This window comes from Brevundimonas sp. NIBR10 (assembly GCF_027912515.1).
Lineage (GTDB): Bacteria > Pseudomonadota > Alphaproteobacteria > Caulobacterales > Caulobacteraceae > Brevundimonas.
Map to the genome: position 1 here is coordinate 3,179,440 of NZ_CP115464.1, position 22,686 is coordinate 3,202,125.

Sequence of the window (22,686 nt, forward strand, 5' to 3'; positions counted from 1 at the left end):
TCACCCCTCGGCCTCCAGATGGTCGGCCCGGTGCTCCGACACATAGAGCCGCCGATAGGCCCGCCGCACCCGCCGCAGGAACCGCGCGCCGCTGACCACCACCCCCGTCAGTCCCGCCAGCAGCGCCAGCGACAAGATCGCCGATCCGATCGGCGTCAGGGTCGTCGCCATGGGGGCCAGGATCATCGCCTTGCCCGCGCCTCGGCACAGGTCGGCGTGTTCCCGCAGATACCAGACCAAGGCCCGCCTCTCGTCGCCCGTCCGCCGCGCCGTCACGGCGCACAGGTTCTCGTCCAGCCACTCACGCGCCTCGGCCGTCCGGAACAGCCCCTCGGGTGCCGCGAAATCACGCCCCGTGTTGATCGCCGAGAGCACGGGTTGCAACACGGCCGGCGACGGTTCGTCCGACGTGTCGAGGAAGGCGCGCGGGGCCAGCCTGTCCGCCCCCCGTCCCGCCTCGGCCCGCTCGAAGTCCACCGGCCCCTGCGCCCCCTCCCCCGGGAACGCCCCGAACAGGATCGCCGCAAACACCAGAACCAGAACCGCGCCCAGCGCCGCCGCCCCCATCTCGGGCCGGGCGTCGGCGCGCATCAGGACCGTGTCGATCAGCCACCGCCGCCCCCGGCTCACCGGATCATTCCCCCGTCCGCTCATCGAAACTGATCCCCGCGACGGACTTTTCTCAGACGTCCCTGATTCCGGAACCGCCGCAGCGCCCGCGCCGCGCCGATGGCGCGCCAGTCGGCCTCCGTGAGGTCGGTGTCGGACGCCCGCGCCCACTCCATCCAGCGCAGCACCGCCGCCACTCCGCGACGGCCCAACGTGTAATCCACCACCGTCCCTGCCGCCCCACCGTCACCATGGCCTCTGAACGCGGTCACGAAGTCGAACTTGCTCCACCGGAACGCCCCGACCGCACTGGCGAGCGCGGGCCGATAGCGATCGACGATCTCCTCCGGGTCGCGGTCGAACTCCTGCAAGGCCTCGATGTCGGCGGGTGCATCGCGGTACAGGAGGTCCAGCACGGATTTCGGCGCACCGTCTTCGCCCGCCCCGCTCGACACCGCCTGGGCCTCGATCACATCGGCCTTGGACAGGGCCACGAAGACCGGCTTGGACGAGGGCTTGTAGGCTTCGGAATCCAGATGCCGGATCAGATCTTCCGACGTCATGGCCGCGATCTTGCCAACCTCGACCCCGTGGCTCAGCAACGACAGGACCACGTTCAGCTGGGCAACATGGGCCGTGAACCGCTCCAGTCGGGGATTGTCGGCCGCCAGCGCCCGCGCCTGCCGCTCCAAGTCGCTCACCTCGGCGCCGCCGGCCTGGCGCGAGAACAGGGCGCTGGCCCGTTCGCCCAGCAGCACCTCGTCGGCCGGCACCACGATGATCAGGGCCTTGCACGCTTTGAGCGCCAAAAGCTCCCGCTCCCGCCCCAGGAAGCGCCCCTCGGCCAGGGAGATGAACCGCTCGCCCGGAATGTCGATCACATAGAAGGACGACGGCGCGTCATGCCGCGTCGAGCGGAAGAAATGCTCGCTGACGCCGTTGGTCCGCCCGACATTGTCCCACTGGGCAGCATGGGGCGGGATCGCCGCGTGCCGGTCGTCGCGCGAGGTGAACAGTTCGAACTTCAGCCGGTTCAGGAACCAGGTCTTTCCGGCCCCGGGAAAGCCCAGCAGGCCGACGACATTCGCGTTCTTGTCGATCAACTCCTGGATCCGCTCGGCCGACATCTCGGGCTCGACGACGCGGGGGGCCGCCCCCGACGGACCGGCCTCGGCCAGGGTCCGGTTGAACCGTTCCAGCACCGCCGCATCGTCCGCCACCGTCTCGGCGACGCCCGGCACCGGCACCGCCACCTCGGCCGGCGCGGGCGGCGGATCGGCGGGCGCGTCCACCGGCTCGGCGAAACTGGGCGTGATGACGGGCGCGGGGTCCAGATCGGCCGTCAGCTTGCGGATCTCGTCATGGATACGCGCGGCCTCTTCCGCCGACGGCGCGGGAGCCGCCACCTCGACGGAACGAGGCCCGACTGTCGGCTCTGGCTCCGGTTTCGGCTCAGGCTCGGGACCTAGCTCCGGCTCCGGCTCCACGAGGACAAGCGGTGGCTTCACCGCCGTCGGCTCAGTCAGCGGAGCCACCTCCACGGCAGGGGCCTCGACCCGCACCGCCGGTTCCGTCGTCACGCCCAGCAGCCGGTTCACCGCCTCGGCGCGTTGACGCTCTCGGCGACACTGCGGACATTCGCCGTCGGTCGCCTCGTACCGGCCATGGCTTTCGCAGACGCTCATGCGGCAGGCTCCAGGATCAGGGCGACGGCGCGAAGGCCCTCGATGAAGTCGGGCCGCGTCATGCTCGTCTGCCGTCTCAGCACCGGACGCAGCGCCCGCTCGGCATAGGCGGCGCGATCGATGCGCGGATGATCCCGGACCAGTCCGGCGATCTCGACCCGGGCCAGACCGACGTCCACCGCGTCCGCCGGTCGCTCCATCAGGGCCGCGACCCCGGCGGCGGCATAGCGCCTCGACAAAGGCTCGCCGCCAGACAGACGCCGGATCAGGCCGACGGCCAGCGCCCGCGTTTCGCCCTCCAGCCGGGGCCGCCCCAGAACCTTGCCCAGCATGGTCATGGTCAGGTCGGGACCGAGCGCCGCCACGGCCGCCACGCCGGCTGCGGCGACCCGTTCAATCAGCCCGACCTCCAGCGCACGCGCCGTCGCCGCCGGCCCCAGCCGTGCCACCGCTTCGATCGGTGCCGCCTGAACCACCTCGCGTGCCGCCACATCCCCCAGAGCCACCTCAGTCAGCCCCGCTTCGAGATAGGCGTCGCCGGCACCCGCCTCGTCGGTCGCCGCCGCCAGCCGGACCAGGGCCTGACCCGCCGCCCGGCTCAAGGCCTCCGCAATCTCTTCATCGGCAGGAGCGCCGCTCACCGCCCTAGATATCAACGCCAGTCGATCCGGGGCCGTCAGGGGTGCTGCAAATTGCAGCAGCGCCAGGGCCGCGCTCCGATCGGGCAACAGCGCCTGATACGCCGGCTTCCAGCCCGTATCGGCCGCCTGCGAGACCCCCGCCACCGCCGTCTGCACCGCCTGCCAAGCGCGCCACGACGCCGGCTCCGACTGGGGCGGAGCCATGATCCGTCCGCCACTGAGCTCGACCGCCGCCCGGTCCCCGCCCTCGACCCGCCGAGGCTCACGCGGTTCGGATTGGGGTCGAACGATCAGCCGGAACGCCGCGTCCGGATCGAACCCGCCAGAGGGCCGCAAACTGCCCGTGGTCGCCCAGCCGTCGATCCGCGCCTGCTGTACGCGCGGCGAAATCCCGTCCAGCGCCGCGATCGCGACCGCCTCGGGATCGGCGTCGTCGAGCAAATCCAGAACCTGATCCCGCCACTCCAGCCCGAATGCCGCCAGCATGTCCGGCCCCGCCGTCAACAGCCCGCCGATCGACAGGCGTGTCACCCCGAACGGACTCCCGTCCGGCTCGGGCAGGCTGCCCAACAGTCGATGCGCCTGCCCGCCCAGTCGCGCGACCTCGGTTTCCGACAGGAACAGGCCGTTGGCCACCGCGATACTGCCCAGCTCGCCCGCCCCGATGAACCGGGCCCGCCACAGCACGGCCGGACCACCCGGCCCCTCCAGCGGTGTCAGCGCCGCGAACCGCGTCAGCCCCAAATCAGCCCAGGCGGCCAGGGCAAGGGCGAAATCTTCCAGCCGGGGCCGCGCCCTGGCGAAATCGTCGGCCTCCAGCGAATGATGCAGCACCCCGTACGACCGCCCCCGGTCGCGTGGCCCGATGCTCAGCGTCGGATAGTCGCTCACTGCGCGGGCCCCGAGACGGGCGGCGAGGCCCCATCGACCGGGGCCTGCGGCGTCTGGCCCGTCACTGCGGCCGGATCGACCACGGGGCTCGGCACCGCCGCGACCGCCGCAGGCGCTGCCCTGTCCGGCAGCATTCTGGCCGTCACGAACCCGCCGACGAACAGCAGGACGGCGGCCAGAACGGCAACCCCCGCCCCGATCACCAGGGTCATCTGCGACGACCGCCCCCCCAGGCCCGCCGTCTGCCCCGCGCCCGCCGCCCGCGCGATCCGGATCAGCTCAGGCCCCACGGCGTCGAGCACGGCGTCGGCCAGGGCTTCGGCCGAAGGCGTCCGGCTTTCGATCTCCCGCGCCGCCTGGGCCGTCCGGCGATCCACGGCCTGCACGAGGGCCGCCGACAGCGCCAGACCCGGATCGCGCGCCACCGCCTGCCCTGCCTCATTGAGGATCAGCCGCGCCAGATCGGCCCGCAACCCGTCCAGGTCCTCGGCGTCGCTCACGGCGTTTCCGGTCTCGACCTGGCTCATCGTGGTCCCCCTCAGCCTCGCGGCTCACTCGACGCGCGGATGCTGACAGGCCGCTCGTGGCGAAGGTATGACGCACCGCGCAACACCGGCAAGCGCCTTCCGGGTTCAGTCTGCGACCACGGCCGTATCGTCGCCCGGCCCCGCCTTCGGGTCGGGCTGTGCGGCCAGGGGCCTGGGCGTTCCGTTCAGGGCGGCGTCGAGCGCCTCGCGATCCAGTTCGTTCTCCCAGCGCGCCACCACGATGGTGGCCACGGCGTTGCCGATGAAGTTGGTCAGGGCCCGGCACTCGCTCATGAAGCGGTCCACGCCCAGGATCAGCGCCATCCCCGCCACCGGCACCGACGGCACCACCGCCAGGGTCGCCGCCAGGGTGATGAACCCGGCACCAGTAACCCCCGCCGCCCCCTTGGAGCTCAGCATCGCCACCGCCAGCAGCAGAACCTGCTCGCCCAGCGTCAACTCGACCCCGCACGCCTGGGCGATGAACAGCGCCGCCAGCGTCATGTAGATATTGGTGCCGTCCAGGTTGAACGAATACCCGGTGGGCACGACCACCCCGACCACGGACTTGTCGCACCCGGCCGCGCCCATCTTCTGGATCAGGCTGGGCAGGGCCGCCTCGGACGAGGATGTGCCCAGCACCAGCAGCAGCTCCTCCTTCAGATACCGCATCAGCTTGAAGATCGAGAACCCGTTCAGCCGCGCCACGGTCCCCAGGATCACGACGACGAACAGGGCGGCCGTGAAATAGAAGGTCAGCACCAGGGCGGCCAGGTTGACCACCGACTCGATCCCGTACTTGCCGATGGTGAAGGCAAAGGCCCCGAACGCCCCGATCGGCGCCGCCTTCATCAGGATCGCTACCAGCTTGAACATGGCGTCCGACAGGCTCTCCAGCACGTTCAGCACCGGCTGGGCCCGGTCCCCGATGATGGCCAGGGACACCCCGAACAGCACCGAGAAGAACAGCACCTGCAGGATTTCGCCGCCCGCGAACGCCCCGACCACGGTCTCGGGGATGATGTTCATCAGGAAGCCGACGATCGAGGTATCGTGCGCCTTGTCCGCATAGGCGGCGACCGCCCCGGCGTTCAGACTGGCCGGATCGATGTTCATGCCGGCGCCCGGCTTGACCAGATTGGCCACGATCAGCCCGACGATCAGCGCCAGGGTCGAGAAGGTCAGGAAATAGGCAAACGCCTTGCCCACCACCCGGCCCAGACGCGCCAGATCCCTCAGATGCGCGATCCCCGTCGCCACGGTCAGGAAGATCACCGGCGCGATGATCATCTTGACCAGCCGGATGAAGGCATCGCCCAGCGGCTTCAGCTTCTCGCCGAAGCCCGCGATCGCCTCCCCGTTCGGCCCGGTCGTGCTGGGCCAGAAATGCCCGATCAGCGCCCCCAGCGCGATGGCGATCAGCACCTGGAAATACAGATGACGATAGAAGGGGTGTTTGACCGGACGGGCCTCGACGACCTCCTCACTGGCCGATGCCGCCTCGACGGGTGCCGCCACCGCCGGGGTCGCAGCGACCAGGCGACGGGGCGTGGGGGTGTCCGAAGAAGGCTTGGCCGGTCGTTTCATGGGGATATCCGTCTATCGATCAGAGCCGAGTGTGCAGTCCCATCGCCGGCATATCCAGCGCCTTCAACAGGGTCGCTGGCGCTACGACCGACGACAGGCGCTGCGCTCCGTCTGCGCCGTGACGAAATGGCCCGCGTCTTAACTCACCTCTCCGTGCGCGAAGGCGCGCGGGGAGGACAGGCGGCGCCCTTGCGACGCCAGGAGGGGGCGACGAGGTCTGGCCGGTGAGGGACTCCTTGCGCCACCCCGACGTGTCCGGCAGCCCCCACGCCCACCGTCACCTCGCCCCCTCCTGACCGCTTCGCGGTCTGTCCTCCCCGCCGCCCTTCGGCGCCGGAGAGGTGAAATCCGGCTTGTCCGCCGCCTCGAACTTGCGAACTTCGAGCCACCAATCCCTTGCCCCGCAACGGATTGCAGATTTCTGACCCCCTCCAACCCGCCCAGGTACCGGCTGCGGCTATACTGCCCTTCGTCCCGTCGCGGGGAAGGGCGCAAGGCCTTGCGATCTTGTTGCGGCGGGGGTGTGTGGAGCGGGGCGGTCGAGGCCTCGTCTCCGGTCAGCCTTGTCGAGCTCCGAAGCCGGCGTCCCTCGGGAGGCTGGGCGCGGCGCCCGGGGGATCGGGGGCGGTGTCGCCGGCCGTGCAAAGGATCTGGCGAAGAGAGTCGGATCGTTCAGGGGATGGCTCTGCAAGGGGGCCACCTTCCCGCCGGGGGCGCGGTAGCGGCAAGGGGTTAATACCCCCGCTGGTTCGGGAGACCGAGCCGTACAGCTCCCGGAAGACCACATGCGCGGAGCGTTCGTCTTTCGCCGAAACGGTATTTTCTATTCTTTTCCGGGCGAAGGCCCGGGCGCTCCGCTGGCCCTTCCCATGACTTCAGCGCCTCGGCGCGTGAGGGCGAAGAGCCGTGTGTGGAGGGTGATGAGTGGCTGGGTGGCTGGGTGGCTGCTGGCAGCTGGCAGCTGCGTCTGGCAACGGGCTCCGGCGGCAGCCATGGTCGCTGCGTCGAGCATGCCACAACCACCAGCCACCAGCCACCAACCCCTCACCCAACGTAACGCATCTTTTCAATCGCCGGCCCCGGCACTAGGGTCCGCCCGTTCGAAGTGACGGGGCGGCACAAGCCTCGAGAGGAGATGCGTTTGCGGCCCGGTCTGGATCCCAAGGCGAGTGACGAACCCATCTTCGACGCCCTGATCGCCGCGCGCGAGCGGTTCGGCGACAAGGAAATTCTCGAGGATCAGGACCGCAAGCCCCTGACCTATACCGGCCTGATCCGCGCCGCCTTCGTGCTGGGACGCAAGATCGCGGGGCTGACCGAACCGGCCGAACGGGTCGCCATCCTGCTGCCGTCGTCCATGGGGGTGGTCGTGACCTTCTATGGCCTGCACGCCTTCGGGCGGGTGCCGGTCATGCTGAACTTCACCTCGGGCGAGGCCAACATCAAGGCCGCCATCAAGGCCGCCGGCGTCAAACGTATCCTGTCCGCCAAGCGGTTCGTCAGCCAGGCCAAGCTGGACGACCTGATGACCGAACTGGCCACGGTCGCCGAGATCGTCTGGCTGGACGATTTGCGCGGCACGATCGGGCTTCAGGACAAGCTGTTCGGCCTGATGGCGGGCTTCATGCCCAAACGCTTCCGCACTCCGACCAAGGCGTCCGATCCCGGCGTCGTCCTGTTCACCTCGGGCAGTTTCGGCGCGCCCAAGGGCGTGGTGCTGAGCCAGGGCAACCTCGTCGCCAACTGCCGCCAGATCAATACCCACATCCCGCTCGACCCCGACTGGGTGATGTTCAACCCCCTGCCGACCTTCCACTGTTTCGGCCTGACCGGGGGGGTGCTTCTGCCCCTGTTGCAGGGGCTGAAGGCCTTCCAGTACCCCTCGCCGCTCCATGCCAAACAGATCACCGAACTGCTGCCCCAGGTCGGCGCCTCGATCCTGTTCGCCACCGACACCTTCCTGAACCAGTACGCCCGCGTCGCCGGGCCCGACGACTTCTCGACGCTGAAGTTCGTGGTCGCCGGCGCCGAGCGGGTTCGAGACGAGACCCGCCACCTGTTCAACACCAAGTTCGGCGGTGTCCTGCTGTTGGAAGGCTACGGCGCGACCGAGGCGGCACCCGTGGTCGCCGTCAACCATCCCGAGCGCAATCGCCCCGGCACCGTCGGCCAGATGCTGCCCGGCATGGAATGGCGGCTCGATCCCGTCCCCGGCATCCTCGAGGGCGGGCGTCTGTATCTGCGCGGCCCCAATGTCATGAAGGGCTATCTGTCGCCCGACGATCCCGAGGCCATCGACCCGCTGGAAGGCGGCTGGCACGACACGGGCGACATCTGCGCCCTCGACGACGAGGCCTATGTCACCATCCTGGGACGGGTGAAGCGGTTCGCCAAGATCGGCGGCGAGATGGTCTCCCTGACCGCCGTGGAGGGCCTGGCCGCCGCCGTCTGGCCCGAGGGCCGCCACGCCGTCGTGTCGATCCCCGACAGCCGAAAGGGCGAGAAACTGGTCCTCGTCACCGACCAGAAGGACGCCGAATCCGGCCGCCTCTCCGAATGGGCCCGCGACCACGGTGCCCCCGACCTGGCGGTGCCGAAGAAGATCCTCAAGGTGAAGGAACTGCCCGTCCTGGGCACCGGCAAGACCGACTACGTCGCGATCCAGAAGCTGGCGGAAGCGAAGGACTGACACGAAGCGGTATGAACGACCACGGGTGGATTCACGCTCACACCGGCCTTGAGAACGACGACGCCAAGGTCGGCGGACTTCTGGTGTGGAAACATCGTTGGATTTCGACGGGCTCGACGATCCGGCTGCCTGAAAACGCCGATGTCGGACGGACCTACGCCATCTATCGCATGGGAGAACCGCCGTGGCCTACGCCCGTCACTTTCGCCGCGACCGAGAAATCGAACGGCGTATGGTCGTTCTGGATACCCGGTCCTTAGCCGATCCGAACGCCCGTCATTGAGATCGACCCGCCGGTGATCTCGTCATTGAAGAAGGAAATCTCATCCCCCGGCCGCTGCTGGGCCGCCACATACAGCAACGGCAGATAGTGCTCATCCGTTGGCACACTGAGCTGCGCATCCTCGGCCAGGTCGACCCAGTCGATCAGGGCGTCGTGGTCGCCGCGAACGAAGGCCGCCTTCACGGCGTCATTGAAATGCGTCGCCCACGGATAGGGCCCATCGTCGCCCGTCCGCTTCCAAGTCCGCAGATTGTGAACGAAGTCGCCTGACCCCGCGATGACGATCCCCTCGTCCCGCAGTGGGTTCAGCGCTCTGGCCAGCTCATAGTGCTGGCGCGCGGTCAGGCTTCGGTCCAGCGACAGCTGCACCACGGGCACATCAGCGTCGGGCCAGACATGGACCAGCACCGACCAGGTCCCGTGATCCAGACCCCAGGTCTCGACCGCATGGGCCCGGGTCAGCTCGGACACCCGCCGCGCCAGATCGGGAGACCCCGGTGCCGGGTACTGCATCGCATGCAGTTCCGGCCCGAAGTTCCCGAAATCGTGGATGGTTTCCGGCCGTCCCTGCGCCGTCACCCCCAGCCCACGGGTCTCCCAGTGGGCCGAAATCATGACGACGCCCTTCGGCTTGCCGATCGCCTCGCCCAGCTCACGCCAGGCCGCGACGTACGGTCCGCCGAGCGCATTCATCGGCGAGCCGTGACCAAAGAAGATGGCCGGTTGGGTCACGGCTCAGCCGTGCAGCTTCAGGGCGATCTCGGCAATGTGCCGGCCCTGATGCCGGGCACCACCGAGCTCGATCTCGCTGGGTTGACGCGATCCGTCGCCGCCGGTGATCGTGGTTGCGCCATAAGGGCTGCCGCCGTGAATGCCGTCCAGCGTCATCTGCTCCTGATAGCTGTAGGGCAGGCCGACGACGATCAGGCCGTGATGCAGCAGGGTCTTGTGAAAGCCCGTCAGGGTCGTCTCCTGCCCGCCATGCTGCGTCGCCGTGGCGGTGAAGGCACCGCCGACCTTGCCGATCAGGGCTCCGCTGAACCACAGGCCACCGGTCGTGTCCCAGAAGGCCTGCATCTGCGACGCCATGGTCCCGAACCGGGTCCCGGCCCCGACGATGATGGCGTCATAGTTTTTCAGGTCTTCGACCGTCGCGATCGGCGCCGCCTGGTCCAGCTTGTAGTGGGAGGCGACGGCCAGGTCGTGCGGCACCGTCTCAGGCACTCGCTTGATGTCGACGGTGACGCCCTCGACGGAACCGGCACCTTCGGCAACGGCGTTCGCCATCGTCTCGAGGTGGCCATAGGTGGAGTGATAGAGAACCAGAACCTTCGCCATGGGGCGCTCCTGCAAAAACCGCGACGCGCTATCGTAACAGCGTCTGTAGCGGATTTAATACCTCCCCTCCCGCGATCAAGGTCCGGGATCGAAACGCTGGGTTTCGACCACCGCCTCGAACGGGCAGATGCGGGCATAGAAGGCGTCGTCTCCCGGCGTCGCCTGGCCCCGAGAGCGCCGGAACCGATGCTCGACCGCCATGGCCTGCTGCTCGATGTTCAGCCCGTCCCACCGGCAACTGTCGTCGGCGACATAGCCATAGGCTGCCGGTCCGTCGCCGGCCTTCAGCTTGGCGATCAGCAGATTCATCCCGGCCTGAGCCTGCCAGACGTGGACCAGCTCATGGATCAGCGTCGCCTGCACCGCCATCGGCGCCACCGCAATGTCGTCGGGCAGACCACGTGCCGGCCAGACGATCCACTCTCGCCCCGCCACCATCCCCGGCACGAAGACCCGGTCGAACGGCCAGGGGCTGCCGATCAGCCGAACCGTGTCGAGCCTCACCGCATCACCCAGCGCCGACCGCGCCAGTTGCTTCTCGCCCACTGTCAGCGCCCGCATCACCCGCCCGGCCTGCCGACGAACTCCCAATGCCACGGCTCGTAAAGGTAGGGCACGAACCCGAACCGCCCGGCGTTCGCGACCAGCCAGCGATAGGTCGCGCCCCGCGTCAGGGCCAGCCGCGCCGCCGGTGCCGTCGAGTCGACCTCGAACCCTTCCAGTTGACCGACGAACAGATCGACCGCCGCCCCCGTCCGATGCGGGGAACAGACAGCGCGGCGAACCCCGTCACAGTTGCGCTGCTCGGCGCACCGTGCTGCATCGGCCTCCGGATCGCGGAAGCCGGAAAAGATCTGCAACAGCTCGGGATTGGCTCGCGTCTCCGCCACGTCGCGCCGGGCCGCAGCGACCATATCGCGATAGGCGGCCAGGGTGTCGCGCCGCAGCAGCCGGGTCAGTCGATCGGCGTGCTCCTCCTCGGCCGACAGATATCCGAGCTCAGGCAAAGGAGGCGGATCGGGGCATTCGTCGCGGGTCCGGGCCATCACGAATGGCCGTCGCTCCTGCAACACGCCCTTGAGCACCCCGAACGTCGCCTGATCGAACACCCCGGTCGCGGTCAGGGCATACCTCCCCTGCCACTGGGCCAGGGCCGCAGCGAAATCCGGCGTCGTGGGGCCGCAGTCGGTGCGCAGCTCATGCTGAAGCAGCGGCACATAGGCCCCCCACCCCATCTCCGCCTGACCGAACGGGGCCCACTCCAGCGAATAGACCGACACGGCGTTGGCGAAGGCCTGGCCCGACCAGGCCTCACCCGACCGGTCGCACGTCTGAGCCCGTGCCGCCCCGCCGAACAGGCCGAGACCGACAAGCAGAATGGCGAACAGGGTCCGAACCGTCATCGCCTGAGCAAGCCTGACGATCTCATGCCCCGCAAGCGGAAAACCCACTGCGCGACGGCCTGCAAAGCTGCGATAAGCAGGCTTGGCCGATTCACCCGGCCGGCCGACCGGATCCGCGCGATGTCCTCGACCGAAGCCCGCCGCTCCAACGCCGTGCTGGCGGCCTTTTCCGGGCCCTGCCTGCCTCTGGCCGCGTTCGGCGTCGCCCTGCCCGTCACCCTGCCCGAGTTCTACGCGACCCATGTCGGGCTGGAGCTGGGCGTCGTGGCGGCGGTGTTCATGATCGTGCGGCTGATCGACATTGTCTTCGACCCCTTCATCGGCTGGGGCATGGACCAGACCCGGACGCGGTTCGGGCGTTACCGACCGTGGATGGCGATTTCGACCCCCATCCTGATGTTGTCGGCCTTCATGATGTTCGTCGTCGTCCAGCCGGGTGCCGGGCCCATCTATCTGTTCGCCTGGCTGCTGGTCCTCTACCTCGGCTTCTCGATCGGAACCCTGGGTCAGCTCGGCTGGGCCTCTGTACTGGCCCCTCAGTATGACCAGCGCAGCCGCGTCTATGGCTGGTGGCAGGTGTTCAACATCATCGGCGTGATCCTGATCCTGATCCTGCCGACCGTGGTGATCCAGCTGGGCATCGGGACCTATGCCGACGGGGTGCGGATCATGGGTTGGGCCATCCTGATCGCCCTGCCCGTCACCATCGGCCTGGCCATGTTCGCGGTGCCGGAGCCCGTCAACGCCGGGGCCGCGCCGCACGGAGGCCCCAGCGCCTACATCGCCCTGTTCAAGCGCGGGTCGGTGCGCAAGCTGCTGTTCGCGGACCTGGTGCTGGGCGTCGCGCCGGGCATCACCGGTTCGCTGCTGTTTTTCTTCTTCGGCCAGATCAAGGGCTACGACCACACCGAGGCGTCGCTGTTCATGCTGCTGTATTTCGTGGCGGGACTGGTCGGAGCCCCCTTCTGGGCCTGGCTGGCGACGCGGATCGGCAAGGACAAGGCCCTGGCGGTGGCCAGCCTGGTGTTCGCCGTCTTCTACATCGGCGCGACCCTGGTTCCGGGCGGCAACTTTGCGGTGACGGCCGTGGCCATGTTCATCGCCGGCCTGCCTTACGCGGCCGGTCTGTTCCTGCTGCGAGCCATGATGGCGGACGTGGGTGATGAGGTGCGGCTGGAGACCGGCGTGGACCGCACGGGCCTGATGTTCTCCATCCTGTCGGCGACGACCAAGATCGGCCACGTCGTCGCCCTGATCCCCTACCTGGTCCTGCAGGTCGTGGGCTTCAAGGCCATCCCACCGGCCGGGGGCAACAGCGCCATGTCCCTGCTGACGCTGCAGATCCTGTTCATCCTGGTGCCCGGCCTGCTTCTGGCGAGTGCGGCCCTGCTGCTGCGCAACTATCCCCTGACCCCGGCCCGCCATGACGAGATCCGCAAGGCGCTCGAAGCCCGGGACGCGGCTGCCGCATGACCCCGATCGACCGCCTGCGCGGCATCATGGCCAGACTGCGCGATCCGGAGGGCGGCTGCCCCTGGGACGTGGCCCAGACCTTCGCCACCATCGCCCCCTACACGATCGAGGAGGCCTATGAGGTCGCCGACGCGATAGAGCGCGGCGACATGGTCGAGCTGAAGTCCGAGCTGGGCGACCTGCTATTCCAGGCGGTGTTCCACGCCCGCATGGCCGAGGAAGCGTGCCTGTTCGACTTCGACGATGTGGCGAACGCCATGTCCGACAAGCTGGTGCGGCGTCATCCGCACGTTTTCGCCGATGAGAAGGCCAAGGGTGACGCGGTGGAACAGAAGGCCCGCTGGGAAGACATCAAGGCCGCCGAGCGGGCGTCGAAGGCCCAGCATGGCGTGCTCGACGACGTGCCCGTCGGCCTGCCCGCCCTGGCCCGCGCGGCCAAGCTGACCAAACGCGCCGCCCGCGTCGGTTTTGACTGGCCCTCGACCGACGAGGTCTTCGACAAGCTGCATGAGGAGGTCGCCGAACTGCGTGTCGAGATCGCCGCGGGTGACCTGGACAAGGCTCGCGAGGAAATGGGCGACCTGTTGTTCGTCGTCGCCAACCTGGCCCGCAAGCTGGGTGTCGAGCCCGAGGACGCCCTGCGCGCCACCAACGCCAAATTCGTCCGCCGCTTCAGCTTCATCGAGGCCGAACTGGCCCGCAATGGCCGCACGCCGGACCAGTCGAACCTGGCCGAAATGGACGGGCTGTGGGACGCAGCCAAGGTCGCGGAGCGGGCGTGAGCCGTTTCGACCTCGTCATCCTCGACTACGACGGCGTCATCGCCGACAGCGAGTTGCTCAATAACCAGGCTATGGCCGAGGTCCTGACCGGCATCGGCCTGCCAACGACGCTTGACGAGGCGCTGGCGTCCTACATGGGGCGGCGCTGGCTGGACTGTCGGCCGGACATCGAGGCTCGGCTGGGGCGATCCTGTCCGGAAACCACGCTCGGCGAGTGGACGCGGCTGTGCCACGAGCGGGCGGCGACGACGCTGCAACCGGTGTCCGGGGCGACCGCCTTCATGGCCAACCTCACGCTGCCCCGATGTGTCGCGTCTTCGAGCCCGCCGGATTGGATCGCGCTCGGCCTGGCGACCATGGGCGTGCCGCTGGAACACGCGGGGCCGATCTACAGCGGCGCGGTCCATGTGACACGCGGGAAGCCCGAGCCTGACCTATTCCTGCACGCCGCCCGCGAAATGGGCTGCGACTCCGACCGGACCCTCGTCATCGAAGACAGCGTGGCGGGCGTCCAGGCCGGTGTGGCGGCGGGGATGACCGTCATAGGCCTGCTGGCGGGCGGCCATGTCCGCGACGGGCACGGCGAGAGTCTGGTCGAGGCGGGGGCTCATGCCGTCCTGCCGAACTACGAGGCGGTGCGCGTCTACATCGACAGGCCCGACCGGTGAGCGCCGACCTCCACGACCCCGGTGGCAAGGTCCGGCTGGCGCTGATGGCGGGGGTCAGGGGTGACGCGACCTTCAGCGCGGACGGTCGCTATCGGCAGCTGATGCGGCGATGGATCGGCGAGACCTTTCCCGACCGCTACATCCTGTTCATCGGCATGAACCCCTCGACGGCCGACGCCACCGTCAACGATCCGACCTGCGCTCGCGAATGGACCTTCGCCCGGCGCGAGGGCTTCGACGCCATGGTCAAGGCCAATGTCGGCGACTATCGCGCCACCGATCCGAAGATGCTGCTGGCTCCCGGTGTCGTCGCCTCCTCGGCTGAGAACCTGCCGGCGATCCGGGCGGCGGCGGCGAAGGCTGACCGGGTCGTGCTGTGCCACGGCAAGCTCAACAAGGCGCTGGCACCGGCGGGCCTTGCCCTGATCGAGGCCCTGCGCGCGGACGGTATTCCCCTGTGGTGCTTCGGTCAGAACGCGGATGGCAGCACCAAGCATCCGCTCTATCTGCGCGCCGACACGCCGTTGAGGCCGCTGGACCTCTGAGCGGCCGGATCAGTCCGGATCGTCGGCGGCGCTCATGTCCACGGCCGCGTCGACCAGGGCCCGCCAGGTCGGGTCCGTGTCGTCGACCAGATCGACGTCTTCCAGCAGGGCCACGGCCGCCGATCCATCGGGCAGGATCAGACCCAGCACCTCCATCTCCTCGCCGTCGGGACTGGTGTGGTTTTCGGCCTGGACGGCGACGGCGGCCTGTTCCCCGTCTTCTTCCCACCAGATCACCGGCTGAGGCAGGTCCATGTCGATCGGCCACGGCCGCTCACTATCGTCGAGCGCGAACACGGCCCGCCTAGCCTGAACGTCGTCCAGCGTCGCCACCTTGCCGGTGAAGGCGGCCAGCCGTGACCAGTCGTCGGCGTCATAGCCGCCTGAATCATCATCGGTTTCGTGGTCGGGGGACATCGGACACTCCAATGAAAAGGGCGCACCCGCGAGGATGCGCCCTTGATCGTTCAGGCTGACGCGTGGGCCTTACGCCGCGCCGTCGGCCGTCTTTTTCTTCTCGGCATAGATCAGCAGGGGCTGGGCCTTGCCGTCGATGACCTCGGCGTTGACGACGACTTCCTCGACGCCCTCGAAGGTCGGCAGCTCGAACATGGTCTCGAGCAGGATGCCTTCCAGGATCGAACGCAGGCCACGGGCACCGGTCTTCCTCGTGATCGCCTTCTTGGCGACGGCGTTCAGGGCGTCGTCGGTGAAAGTCAGGCCGACGTTCTCCATCTCGAAAAGGCGCTTGTACTGTTTGATCAGGGCGTTCTTGGGCTCGGTCAGGATGGTGACCAGGGCCGTTTCGTCCAGATCTTCTAGCGTCGCCAGAACGGGCAGACGACCGATGAACTCGGGGATCAGGCCGAAACGCATCAGGTCGTCGGGCTCGACGCCCTTCAGGATGTCGCCCGTGCGACGTTCATCGACGTTCGACACCTTGGCGCCGAAGCCGATCGAGGCCCCTGCCCCGCGCGCCGAGATCACCTTCTCCAGCCCGGCGAAGGCACCGCCGACGATGAACAGGATGTTGGCGGTGTCGACCTGCAGGAACTCCTGCTGCGGATGCTTGCGGCCACCCTGAGGCGGCACGGAGGCGACGGTTCCTTCCATGATCTTGAGCAGGGCCTGCTGCACGCCCTCGCCCGAGACGTCGCGAGTGATCGAGGGGTTGTCGGACTTGCGCGAAATCTTGTCGATTTCGTCGATGTAGACGATGCCGCGCTGGGCCCGCTCGACGTTGTAGTCGGAGGCCTGGAGCAGCTTCAGGATGATGTTCTCGACGTCCTCACCCACATAACCGGCTTCGGTCAGGGTAGTGGCATCGGCCATGGTGAAGGGCACGTCGATGATGCGGGCCAGCGTCTGGGCCAGCAGCGTCTTGCCCGAGCCCGTCGGCCCGATCAGCATGATGTTGGACTTGGCCAGCTCGACGTCGTTGTTCTTGGTCGCGTGGTTCAGGCGCTTGTAATGGTTGTGGACTGCGACCGAGAGTACCTTCTTGGCGTGGCCCTGGCCGATCACATAGTCGTCGAGGACCTCGCGGATTTCCTTGGGCGTCGGGACGCCGTCGGTCGACTTCTTGAAGCCGATCTTGTGCTCTTCGCGGATGATATCCATGCACAGCTCGACGCATTCATCGCAGATGAAGACGGTCGGGCCCGCAATCAGCTTGCGGACTTCATGCTGGCTCTTGCCGCAAAATGAGCAGTACAGAGTGCTCTTGGCGTCGGTTCCGGCGGCTTTGGTCATGGACCCTTCTCAATCTCGTGGGGTTGCGGCTCCGTTAAAAACGGCTGCTACCGACACGCTTCCTTCGCGTTGATTCCACCACTATGGACGCGAAGATATTCAAAAAATGACAATCAACCATCCGGCCGTTCGTCACAACCCCGCCCGGTTGAGCAGTTCGTGATGATCGGGGGGATGTTCAATGTCGACGGGGACTGCGGCGGATGAGTGACATGGGGACGCAAGGGTCCGATCGCCAGAGCGTCACGGAAGGCCGACCCATCGTCGCCTTCGATTTCGACGGCACCCTGACGATTCGCGACAGCTTCACCGCCTTCCTGCGCTGGCGGGCCGGACGTCGTGGCTGGGCGATGGGACTGGTCAGGCTGGCCCCAGCGGTGGCGACCTATGCGCGGGACCGCGACCGGGGGCGGATCAAGGCCGCGTCAGTACGCGAGTTTCTGGGCGGCGTTGACCGCGCGACCCTGGCGGCCGAGGCGGAAACGTTTGCCCAGGATGTCTGGAGCCGGTTCATGCGGCCGGACGCCCTGAGCTGCTGGAACGAGTGGGGCGCAAAGGGTGCGCACCGGGTCATCGTCACCGCATCGCCCGAGGAAACCGTCGCGCCCTTCGCCCGCAAACTGGGTGCGGAGGCCCTGCTGGGCACATCGCTGACGTTCGATAAGGCCGGTCGCGTGACCGGTGCCTTCACAGGCGAGAACTGTCGTGGCGAGGAAAAGGTGCGGCGCTTGAAGGCGGCCTATGGCGACGATGTCAGAGTTCTGGCCGCCTATGGCGACACATCCGGCGACACCGAGATGCTGGCCATGGCCGAAACGCCCGGGTTTCGCGTGTTCAGAGGGCGGCCGTAAGGCTCAGTTGCCGTCCGCGTCCACGTCGAACACGACCACCTTGCCGCGCGAGGTGGGATCCCACCCCGCCGCGATGGCCGAGGCGACGGCGTTCTTCACGGCCTCGACGTTGATCCGCTGACGCTCGAAGTTCGGGGCGCCGTTGGACCGCATCGCCATGGGGAACTGGACGATAGCCTCGCGCTGGGCGTCCACCTGGCGCAGGGCGATACCGATGCCCTGCCATTCGTTGCCGGTGGTGCGCTGGGGCTGGCGACGGACTTCCCAGGCATAGTCGTCGCCATCGACATGGACGACGCCTTTGAGATCGCGGGTGTGCTGCATGATGTCCTGTTATCACAAATGAAAAGGGCGCGCCGATCCCGGCGCGCCCTTTCCTCGTCATTGAAGCGAGGTCAGACGGTCTTGATGCCGTCCGCCTCGGCTTCGGTGCGCTTGTCGTAGACGTGATCGACGATGCCCCAGGCCTTGGCCGATTCGGCGTCCATGAAGTGGTCGCGGTCCAGCGTCTTCTCGACCTCCTCGTACGTCCTGCCGGTGTGGTGGACGTAGATCTCGTTGAGGCGACGCTTGGTGTAGCGGATGTCGGCGGCGTGCAGTTCGATGTCCGACGCCTGGCCACGGAACCCGCCGGACGGCTGGTGAACCATGATGCGAGCGTTCGGCAGGGCGATACGCTGGCCCGCCTCACCGGCGGTCAGGATCAGCGAGCCGGCAGAGGCCGCCATCCCCATGACCACCGTCGAGACCGGCGACTTAATGTACTGCATGGTGTCGTAGATCGCGAGCGCCGAGGTCACCTGACCGCCCGGGCTGTTGATATACATGGAGATTTCCTTCTTGGGGTTCTCCGATTCCAGGAACAGCAGCTGGGCGCAGATCAGCGACGCCATGCCGTCCTCGAACGGACCCGTCAGGAAGATGATCCGCTCACGCAACAGGCGCGAGAAGATGTCGAAGGCCCGCTCGCCCCGGCTGGATTGCTCCACCACCATGGGAACGAGGTTGTTCGAGATGTAGTCGATCGGATCGCGCATTCTGGCCTTCTCGATGATTATGGCGCGCCCGAATCAGCACGCGTCTGGCTTGGTCTTGGATATCGCGTCACAGAGGCCCGGTTTCAAGCGGCATGGACGCATCCCATGCCGCACGGACGGAGTTGCGAAACAGATAACGCAGGCCATTCAGGTCGGATCGCCCGTCCTGACCCGTCGCCTGCCCGCCCACACGCTCCAGCAGCAACCGGGCGGCGGCGCGCAGGACGACCAGCGCCTGGTCGGGCTGCTCGGCCCGGATCATGGTGACGCCCAGGTTGGTGCCGAATCTTATCCGGCTTCGGGGATCGTCGTCAGTCTCCATGATCGCCAGGGCGCGCCGCATCAGCGGAATCGCCTCCTCGAAACGGTCCTGCATGAAGATGGCCAGGGCCAGTTCCTGAAGAGCGTCGGCCGTCTGGGGGTGGTTCGGGCCAAACCCCCGCTCGCGGACCTCGACCAACGAGCGCAGATAGCGTTCGGCCTCGGCATACTGGCCCCGCTCGACCATTTCGAGCGCCAGCCGTCTTACGACATTGACCGTATCGGGATGCCCCCCCCCGAACAGCTCGCGACGGATACGCAGGGCCAGGGCCAGATGCTCCATGGCCCGATCCGACCGGCCGCTGTCGCTGAAGGCGGCCCCCAGGGCCAGATGCGCGTTTGCCAGCAGGATGCGGTCGTTCGACGCCGTGGCGATCTCCGCAGCGCGTGCCAACAGGGGATCGGCCCGCGCCCAGTCCCCCCTCGCCCCCAGGGTTTGCCCCAGCCTCAGCATGGCCCCTGCGGTCGCGGGATCACTGGCCCCATAGGCCTGCTCCGTGGCCGCCAGCGCGTCGCGAAACAGGTCTTCTGCGGCCGCCGTTCGACCCAGGTTGTGGGTGGTCATGGCCAGGTCGGTCAGGCCGTCGGCCCTGACCCTGGCATTGTCTGCATCCCGCAGCGCCTGCTGCTGGATTGCCTCGGCCTCGATGTAGCGTTCCTGGGCATACAAGGTGCCGGCCAGATTCAGTCGGGCGCGGCCTGTCGCCACCGGATTGGCGGGCTCCTCGGCCAGACGCATGCCCAGCGCGCGACGGCGCACCGTCTCGGCCTCCTGATAGAGACCGGTCCGGTTCAGGGCCGTACCCAGCAGTTCGATGGTGCGAATATTGGGGGCATCGACGGCATCGTCGATCGTGACGGCGCGGCGCAGGATGCGCAGCCCGTCGATGTATTTGTACTGGTCCATATAGGTCGAGCCTAGGTTGAACAGCTGGACCGCGACCGCAGGATCATTCTCGCCATGAACCACCCCGGCCAACCGCACGGCCTCGACCAGGACCGGTTCGGCCTCGGCCGGGCGGTCGAGGTTGCGAAGGGTCAGACCCAGCCAGGACACGGGCGGAAACAGCAGTGACGGCGTGACCGGCTCGCGACGACGCAAGGCGACCGCGGTCCTGAACGGGGCCTCGGCCTCGGCAATGCGCCCGGCGCGATGGCGCAGGATACCCAGGTTCACGGCCGACCGGGCCACCTGATCGTCGGTCAACAGGCGTTGGGGCCCGCTCGCCTCGCCTTCCATTTCCAGAATTCGCGCCAGCAACGGCTCGGTCTCGGCCTCGCGCTCCAGCCGCTTCAGCGTTTCCGCCAGCCAGTAGGCGGCCGTCGCGGCGTGCGGCGCATCCGCACCGCCGGCCGCCGTGCGCGCATCCAGCTCCACCCGATAGACCGGCTCGGCCTCGGCATAGCGCGATAGCTCGTACAGCCTGACCGCCAGACGGTTGGCAGCGGCGGCCCTGATCGACGCATCGTCCCCGTCCTTCACGGCATCCAGCACCGCCCGGAGCTGGACCAAGGCCTCGGGCTTGCGATCTGTGGCCGACAATGCGTCGGCCAGACTGTTGCGCACCGTCAGCAGATCGGCATCCACTGGCGATCGCGCGGACAGAATCTCGATCGCGCCCTCGAACAGCGGAACGGCTTCGGCCGGTCGATCCGTCTCAGCCAGCGCATAGGCAAGCTGTGCCCGCGCGGCCCCCAGGCTGTCACGATCGGCCAGATGCGCCTCTGCGATCCGCAGACGTTCGCGCAGATGGCCCTCATAGTCGGCGATGGGCCTGCCCTGAAGCCGGATCGCTGTCGCCATCCACGAGTGGCTCGCCGACACGCGCGGATCATCGGGTCCGTAGGCGACCAGCTCCAGCGGCAGCAGCAGGCGAAGGGTGGCCTCAACCTCGACCCAGTCCTGGGCCTCGATCGCCGTCGATGCCCGGGCATCGAGCGCTAGCATCTCCGGCGTGGTCGCCTCTGTCGCCCGCAGGCTCCCGGCGTCCTGCGCCGCAGCCGCGAATGCCGGAGCCACAAGCCCCAGCACCACGGCGATCAGCATCCCCCAGATGCGCATGAAAAAGCCCCCGGCGCGGAACGCCGGGGGCCATCATGCATGCTCGGGATCGCCTGCGCGACCCACGGAAGCTGACCGAAGGGATCAGCCCTCGTCTTCGTCCTTGAGCAGCTCTTCCTTGGTGATCGGCGTGTCGGTGGTTTCCGCCTGGTTGAAAATCAGGTCGACGACCTTTTCCTCATAGATCGGGGCGCGCATCTGGGCGGCGGCGTTGGGGTTCTGGCGATAGAAGTCCAGCACCATCTTCTCCTGACCCGGATAGTTGCGGGCCTCGGCCATGATGGCGTTGTTCAGTTCCTGATCGGTGACGCCGATGTTGTTGGCGCGGCCGATCTCGGCCAGGACCAGGCCCAGGCGCACGCGGCGCTCGGCGATCTTGCGGTATTCGGCCTTCAGGTCCTCGTCGGACTTGGCGGCGTCTTCCTCGGGCAGGTCACCCTTGGCCTTGTCGGCCTCGACCTGTTTCCAGATGCCGTCGAACTCGGCCTCGACCATCTTGGGCGGCAGGTCGAAGCTGTGGGCCTCGTCCAGCTGGTCCAGCAGGGCGCGCTTCAGCTTGAAGCGGGCGGCGCCGGCGTATTGCTGGTTCAGGTTGTCGCGCAGCAGCTCCTTGAGCTTGTCCAGCGATTCCAGGCCGATCCGCTTGGCGAAGTCCTCGTCCACGACGGCGGGGGCCTCGGCCTTGATGGCCTTCACCTTGACGTCGAAGGTGGCCAGCTTTCCGGCCAGGTTGGCGGCCTGATAGTCGGCGGGGAAGGTGACCTCGATGGTCTTCTCTTCGCCGACCTTGGCACCCTTGAGCTGCTCTTCGAAGCCCGGGATGAAACGGTTGGAGCCGATCACCAGGTCGGCATCCTCGGCCGCGCCGCCCTCGAAGGGCTCGCCGTCCAGCTTGCCCAGGAAGTCGATGGTCAGTTGATCGCCGTCGGCGGCCTTCACGGTCTTGCCCTTCTTGTCTTCGTAGTTCTTGGCCTGTCCGGCCAGTTCGGTCAGGGCCTCGTCCAGATCGGCGTCGGACGCCTCATAGGTCGGGCGGGCCAGCTTGAGCGTCTTGGGATCGACCGGCGTGAAGTCGGGCATGACTTCCAGGGCCATCTCGTAGGACAGGTCCTCCTCGCCCTTGATGACCTTGTCCATGTCGGACAACAGCTTCATCTCGGCCGGGGCGGCAGGACGCAGATTGATCTCTTCCAGCGCCTTCTGGCTGGTCTCGTTCAGCTCGGCGTTGATGATCTCGCCCATGAAGTCACGGCCGAAGGTCTTCTTGACGTAGGTGACGGGCACCTTGCCGGGACGGAAGCCCTTCAGCTTCATCTGCGGCGCGACTTCCTTGACCTTGGCGTCCAGCTTGGCGTTCAGCTCGGCCGCGGGGATGGTCACGCCGATGACGCGGCTGAGACCTTCGGTGGTTTTTTCGACGACTTGCATGGCCGGGATTCTGACGCTCTGTGGCGCGGCGACCTCTCGAGGGCTGCGCGCGCGGGGTGGAAAAGCAGAAAGGGCCGCTCCATTCAGGAAGCGGCGCCTCGAAGGCCGCCCTTA

21 protein-coding genes are annotated in these 22,686 nt (G+C 67.6%); 6 read left to right on the forward strand and 15 right to left on the reverse strand.

What is annotated here, in order from left to right; genetic code table 11:
* From O5K39_RS15600 to O5K39_RS15620, 5 genes are all read right to left on the reverse strand, one after another.
* Nucleotides 1-654 carry a hypothetical protein gene (locus O5K39_RS15600; RefSeq protein ID WP_271144521.1) on the reverse strand — a complete coding sequence of 218 codons (654 nt, stop codon included), beginning with the start codon at nucleotides 652-654 and terminating at the stop codon, nucleotides 1-3.
* A complete protein-coding gene (locus O5K39_RS15605; RefSeq protein WP_271144522.1) occupies nucleotides 651-2,294 on the reverse strand; it encodes a GTPase in 1,644 nt (547 codons plus the stop codon). Before O5K39_RS15605 ends, O5K39_RS15600 begins: the two co-directional genes overlap by 4 nt.
* Entirely contained in the window at nucleotides 2,291-3,826 is a 1,536-nt protein-coding gene (locus O5K39_RS15610) for a hypothetical protein (RefSeq protein WP_271144523.1), read from the reverse strand. The genes O5K39_RS15605 and O5K39_RS15610 overlap by 4 nt, the downstream gene beginning before the upstream one ends.
* Nucleotides 3,823-4,353, reverse strand: a complete 531-nt coding sequence (locus tag O5K39_RS15615; RefSeq protein ID WP_271144524.1) for a hypothetical protein — start codon at nucleotides 4,351-4,353, stop codon at nucleotides 3,823-3,825. Before O5K39_RS15615 ends, O5K39_RS15610 begins: the two co-directional genes overlap by 4 nt.
* 105 nt (nucleotides 4,354-4,458) lie before the next feature.
* On the reverse strand, nucleotides 4,459-5,940 hold the full coding sequence (locus O5K39_RS15620; protein WP_271144525.1) for a dicarboxylate/amino acid:cation symporter: 1,482 nt from the start codon (nucleotides 5,938-5,940) through the stop codon (nucleotides 4,459-4,461).
* 1,135 nt (nucleotides 5,941-7,075) lie between these two features.
* Here O5K39_RS15620 and O5K39_RS15625 point away from each other — a divergent pair.
* On the forward strand, nucleotides 7,076-8,629 hold the full coding sequence (locus O5K39_RS15625; protein ID WP_271144526.1) for an AMP-binding protein: 1,554 nt from the start codon (nucleotides 7,076-7,078) through the stop codon (nucleotides 8,627-8,629).
* Nucleotides 8,630-8,885: 256 nt separating this feature from the next.
* Here the strand turns inward: O5K39_RS15625 and ygiD are convergent, their stop codons facing one another.
* The 4 genes from ygiD to O5K39_RS15645 all read right to left on the reverse strand — a co-directional run bounded on the left by ygiD (nucleotide 8,886) and on the right by O5K39_RS15645 (nucleotide 11,653).
* Nucleotides 8,886-9,644, reverse strand: coding sequence for a 4,5-DOPA dioxygenase extradiol (ygiD, locus tag O5K39_RS15630; protein ID WP_271144527.1), 759 nt, complete (start codon nucleotides 9,642-9,644; stop codon nucleotides 8,886-8,888).
* Nucleotides 9,645-9,647: 3 nt separating this feature from the next.
* Nucleotides 9,648-10,250 (reverse strand): NAD(P)H:quinone oxidoreductase, encoded by a 603-nt coding sequence (wrbA, locus tag O5K39_RS15635; protein ID WP_271144528.1) that lies wholly within the window; start codon nucleotides 10,248-10,250, stop codon nucleotides 9,648-9,650.
* Between the two features lie 75 nt (nucleotides 10,251-10,325).
* Entirely contained in the window at nucleotides 10,326-10,811 is a 486-nt protein-coding gene (locus O5K39_RS15640) for a hypothetical protein (protein WP_271144529.1), read from the reverse strand.
* The gene (locus O5K39_RS15645; RefSeq protein WP_271144530.1) at nucleotides 10,811-11,653 is read right to left on the reverse strand and encodes a D-alanyl-D-alanine carboxypeptidase family protein; all 843 of its coding nucleotides are present in this window, start codon (nucleotides 11,651-11,653) and stop codon (nucleotides 10,811-10,813) included. Before O5K39_RS15645 ends, O5K39_RS15640 begins: the two co-directional genes overlap by 1 nt.
* Before the next feature lie 120 nt (nucleotides 11,654-11,773).
* Here O5K39_RS15645 and O5K39_RS15650 point away from each other — a divergent pair, with 120 nt between their 5' ends.
* Genes O5K39_RS15650 through O5K39_RS15665 form a run of 4 tightly spaced genes read left to right on the forward strand, consistent with a single transcriptional unit; the run spans nucleotide 11,774 to nucleotide 15,121 of the window.
* Nucleotides 11,774-13,126 (forward strand): MFS transporter, encoded by a 1,353-nt coding sequence (locus O5K39_RS15650; RefSeq protein ID WP_271144531.1) that lies wholly within the window; start codon nucleotides 11,774-11,776, stop codon nucleotides 13,124-13,126.
* Nucleotides 13,123-13,908, forward strand: a complete 786-nt coding sequence (gene mazG, locus O5K39_RS15655; protein WP_271144532.1) for a nucleoside triphosphate pyrophosphohydrolase — start codon at nucleotides 13,123-13,125, stop codon at nucleotides 13,906-13,908. Before O5K39_RS15650 ends, mazG begins: the two co-directional genes overlap by 4 nt.
* Entirely contained in the window at nucleotides 13,905-14,576 is a 672-nt protein-coding gene (locus O5K39_RS15660) for an HAD-IA family hydrolase (protein ID WP_271144533.1), read from the forward strand. The genes mazG and O5K39_RS15660 overlap by 4 nt, the downstream gene beginning before the upstream one ends.
* Nucleotides 14,573-15,121: a DUF1643 domain-containing protein gene (locus O5K39_RS15665; RefSeq protein WP_271144534.1), complete on the forward strand. Its 549-nt coding sequence runs from the start codon at nucleotides 14,573-14,575 to the stop codon at nucleotides 15,119-15,121. Before O5K39_RS15660 ends, O5K39_RS15665 begins: the two co-directional genes overlap by 4 nt.
* A gap of 9 nt (nucleotides 15,122-15,130) precedes the next feature.
* On the opposite strand, the gene O5K39_RS15670 is transcribed toward O5K39_RS15665, so the two are convergent.
* Together O5K39_RS15670 and clpX are read right to left on the reverse strand one after the other, a co-directional pair.
* The gene (locus O5K39_RS15670; RefSeq protein ID WP_271144535.1) at nucleotides 15,131-15,538 is read right to left on the reverse strand and encodes a hypothetical protein; all 408 of its coding nucleotides are present in this window, start codon (nucleotides 15,536-15,538) and stop codon (nucleotides 15,131-15,133) included.
* A 69-nt stretch (nucleotides 15,539-15,607) separates the two neighbouring features.
* Nucleotides 15,608-16,873: an ATP-dependent Clp protease ATP-binding subunit ClpX gene (gene clpX / locus O5K39_RS15675; protein ID WP_271144536.1), complete on the reverse strand. Its 1,266-nt coding sequence runs from the start codon at nucleotides 16,871-16,873 to the stop codon at nucleotides 15,608-15,610.
* Nucleotides 16,874-17,076: 203 nt separating this feature from the next.
* Here clpX and O5K39_RS15680 point away from each other — a divergent pair, with 203 nt between their 5' ends.
* Nucleotides 17,077-17,724, forward strand: a complete 648-nt coding sequence (locus O5K39_RS15680; protein WP_271144537.1) for an HAD-IB family hydrolase — start codon at nucleotides 17,077-17,079, stop codon at nucleotides 17,722-17,724.
* 3 nt (nucleotides 17,725-17,727) lie between these two features.
* Here O5K39_RS15680 and O5K39_RS15685 read toward each other — a convergent pair whose 3' ends face one another.
* The 4 genes from O5K39_RS15685 to tig all read right to left on the reverse strand — a co-directional run bounded on the left by O5K39_RS15685 (nucleotide 17,728) and on the right by tig (nucleotide 22,572).
* The gene (locus tag O5K39_RS15685) at nucleotides 17,728-18,048 is read right to left on the reverse strand and encodes a hypothetical protein (RefSeq protein ID WP_271144538.1); all 321 of its coding nucleotides are present in this window, start codon (nucleotides 18,046-18,048) and stop codon (nucleotides 17,728-17,730) included.
* 71 nt (nucleotides 18,049-18,119) lie between these two features.
* Nucleotides 18,120-18,761 carry an ATP-dependent Clp protease proteolytic subunit gene (locus tag O5K39_RS15690; protein WP_271144539.1) on the reverse strand — a complete coding sequence of 214 codons (642 nt, stop codon included), beginning with the start codon at nucleotides 18,759-18,761 and terminating at the stop codon, nucleotides 18,120-18,122.
* 67 nt (nucleotides 18,762-18,828) lie between these two features.
* Nucleotides 18,829-21,144 (reverse strand): tetratricopeptide repeat protein, encoded by a 2,316-nt coding sequence (locus O5K39_RS15695; protein ID WP_271144540.1) that lies wholly within the window; start codon nucleotides 21,142-21,144, stop codon nucleotides 18,829-18,831.
* Nucleotides 21,145-21,228: 84 nt separating this feature from the next.
* Complete coding sequence (gene tig / locus O5K39_RS15700; protein WP_271144541.1) at nucleotides 21,229-22,572, reverse strand: trigger factor; 1,344 nt, start codon at nucleotides 22,570-22,572, stop codon at nucleotides 21,229-21,231.
* Between the last annotated feature and the right edge of the window lie 114 nt (nucleotides 22,573-22,686).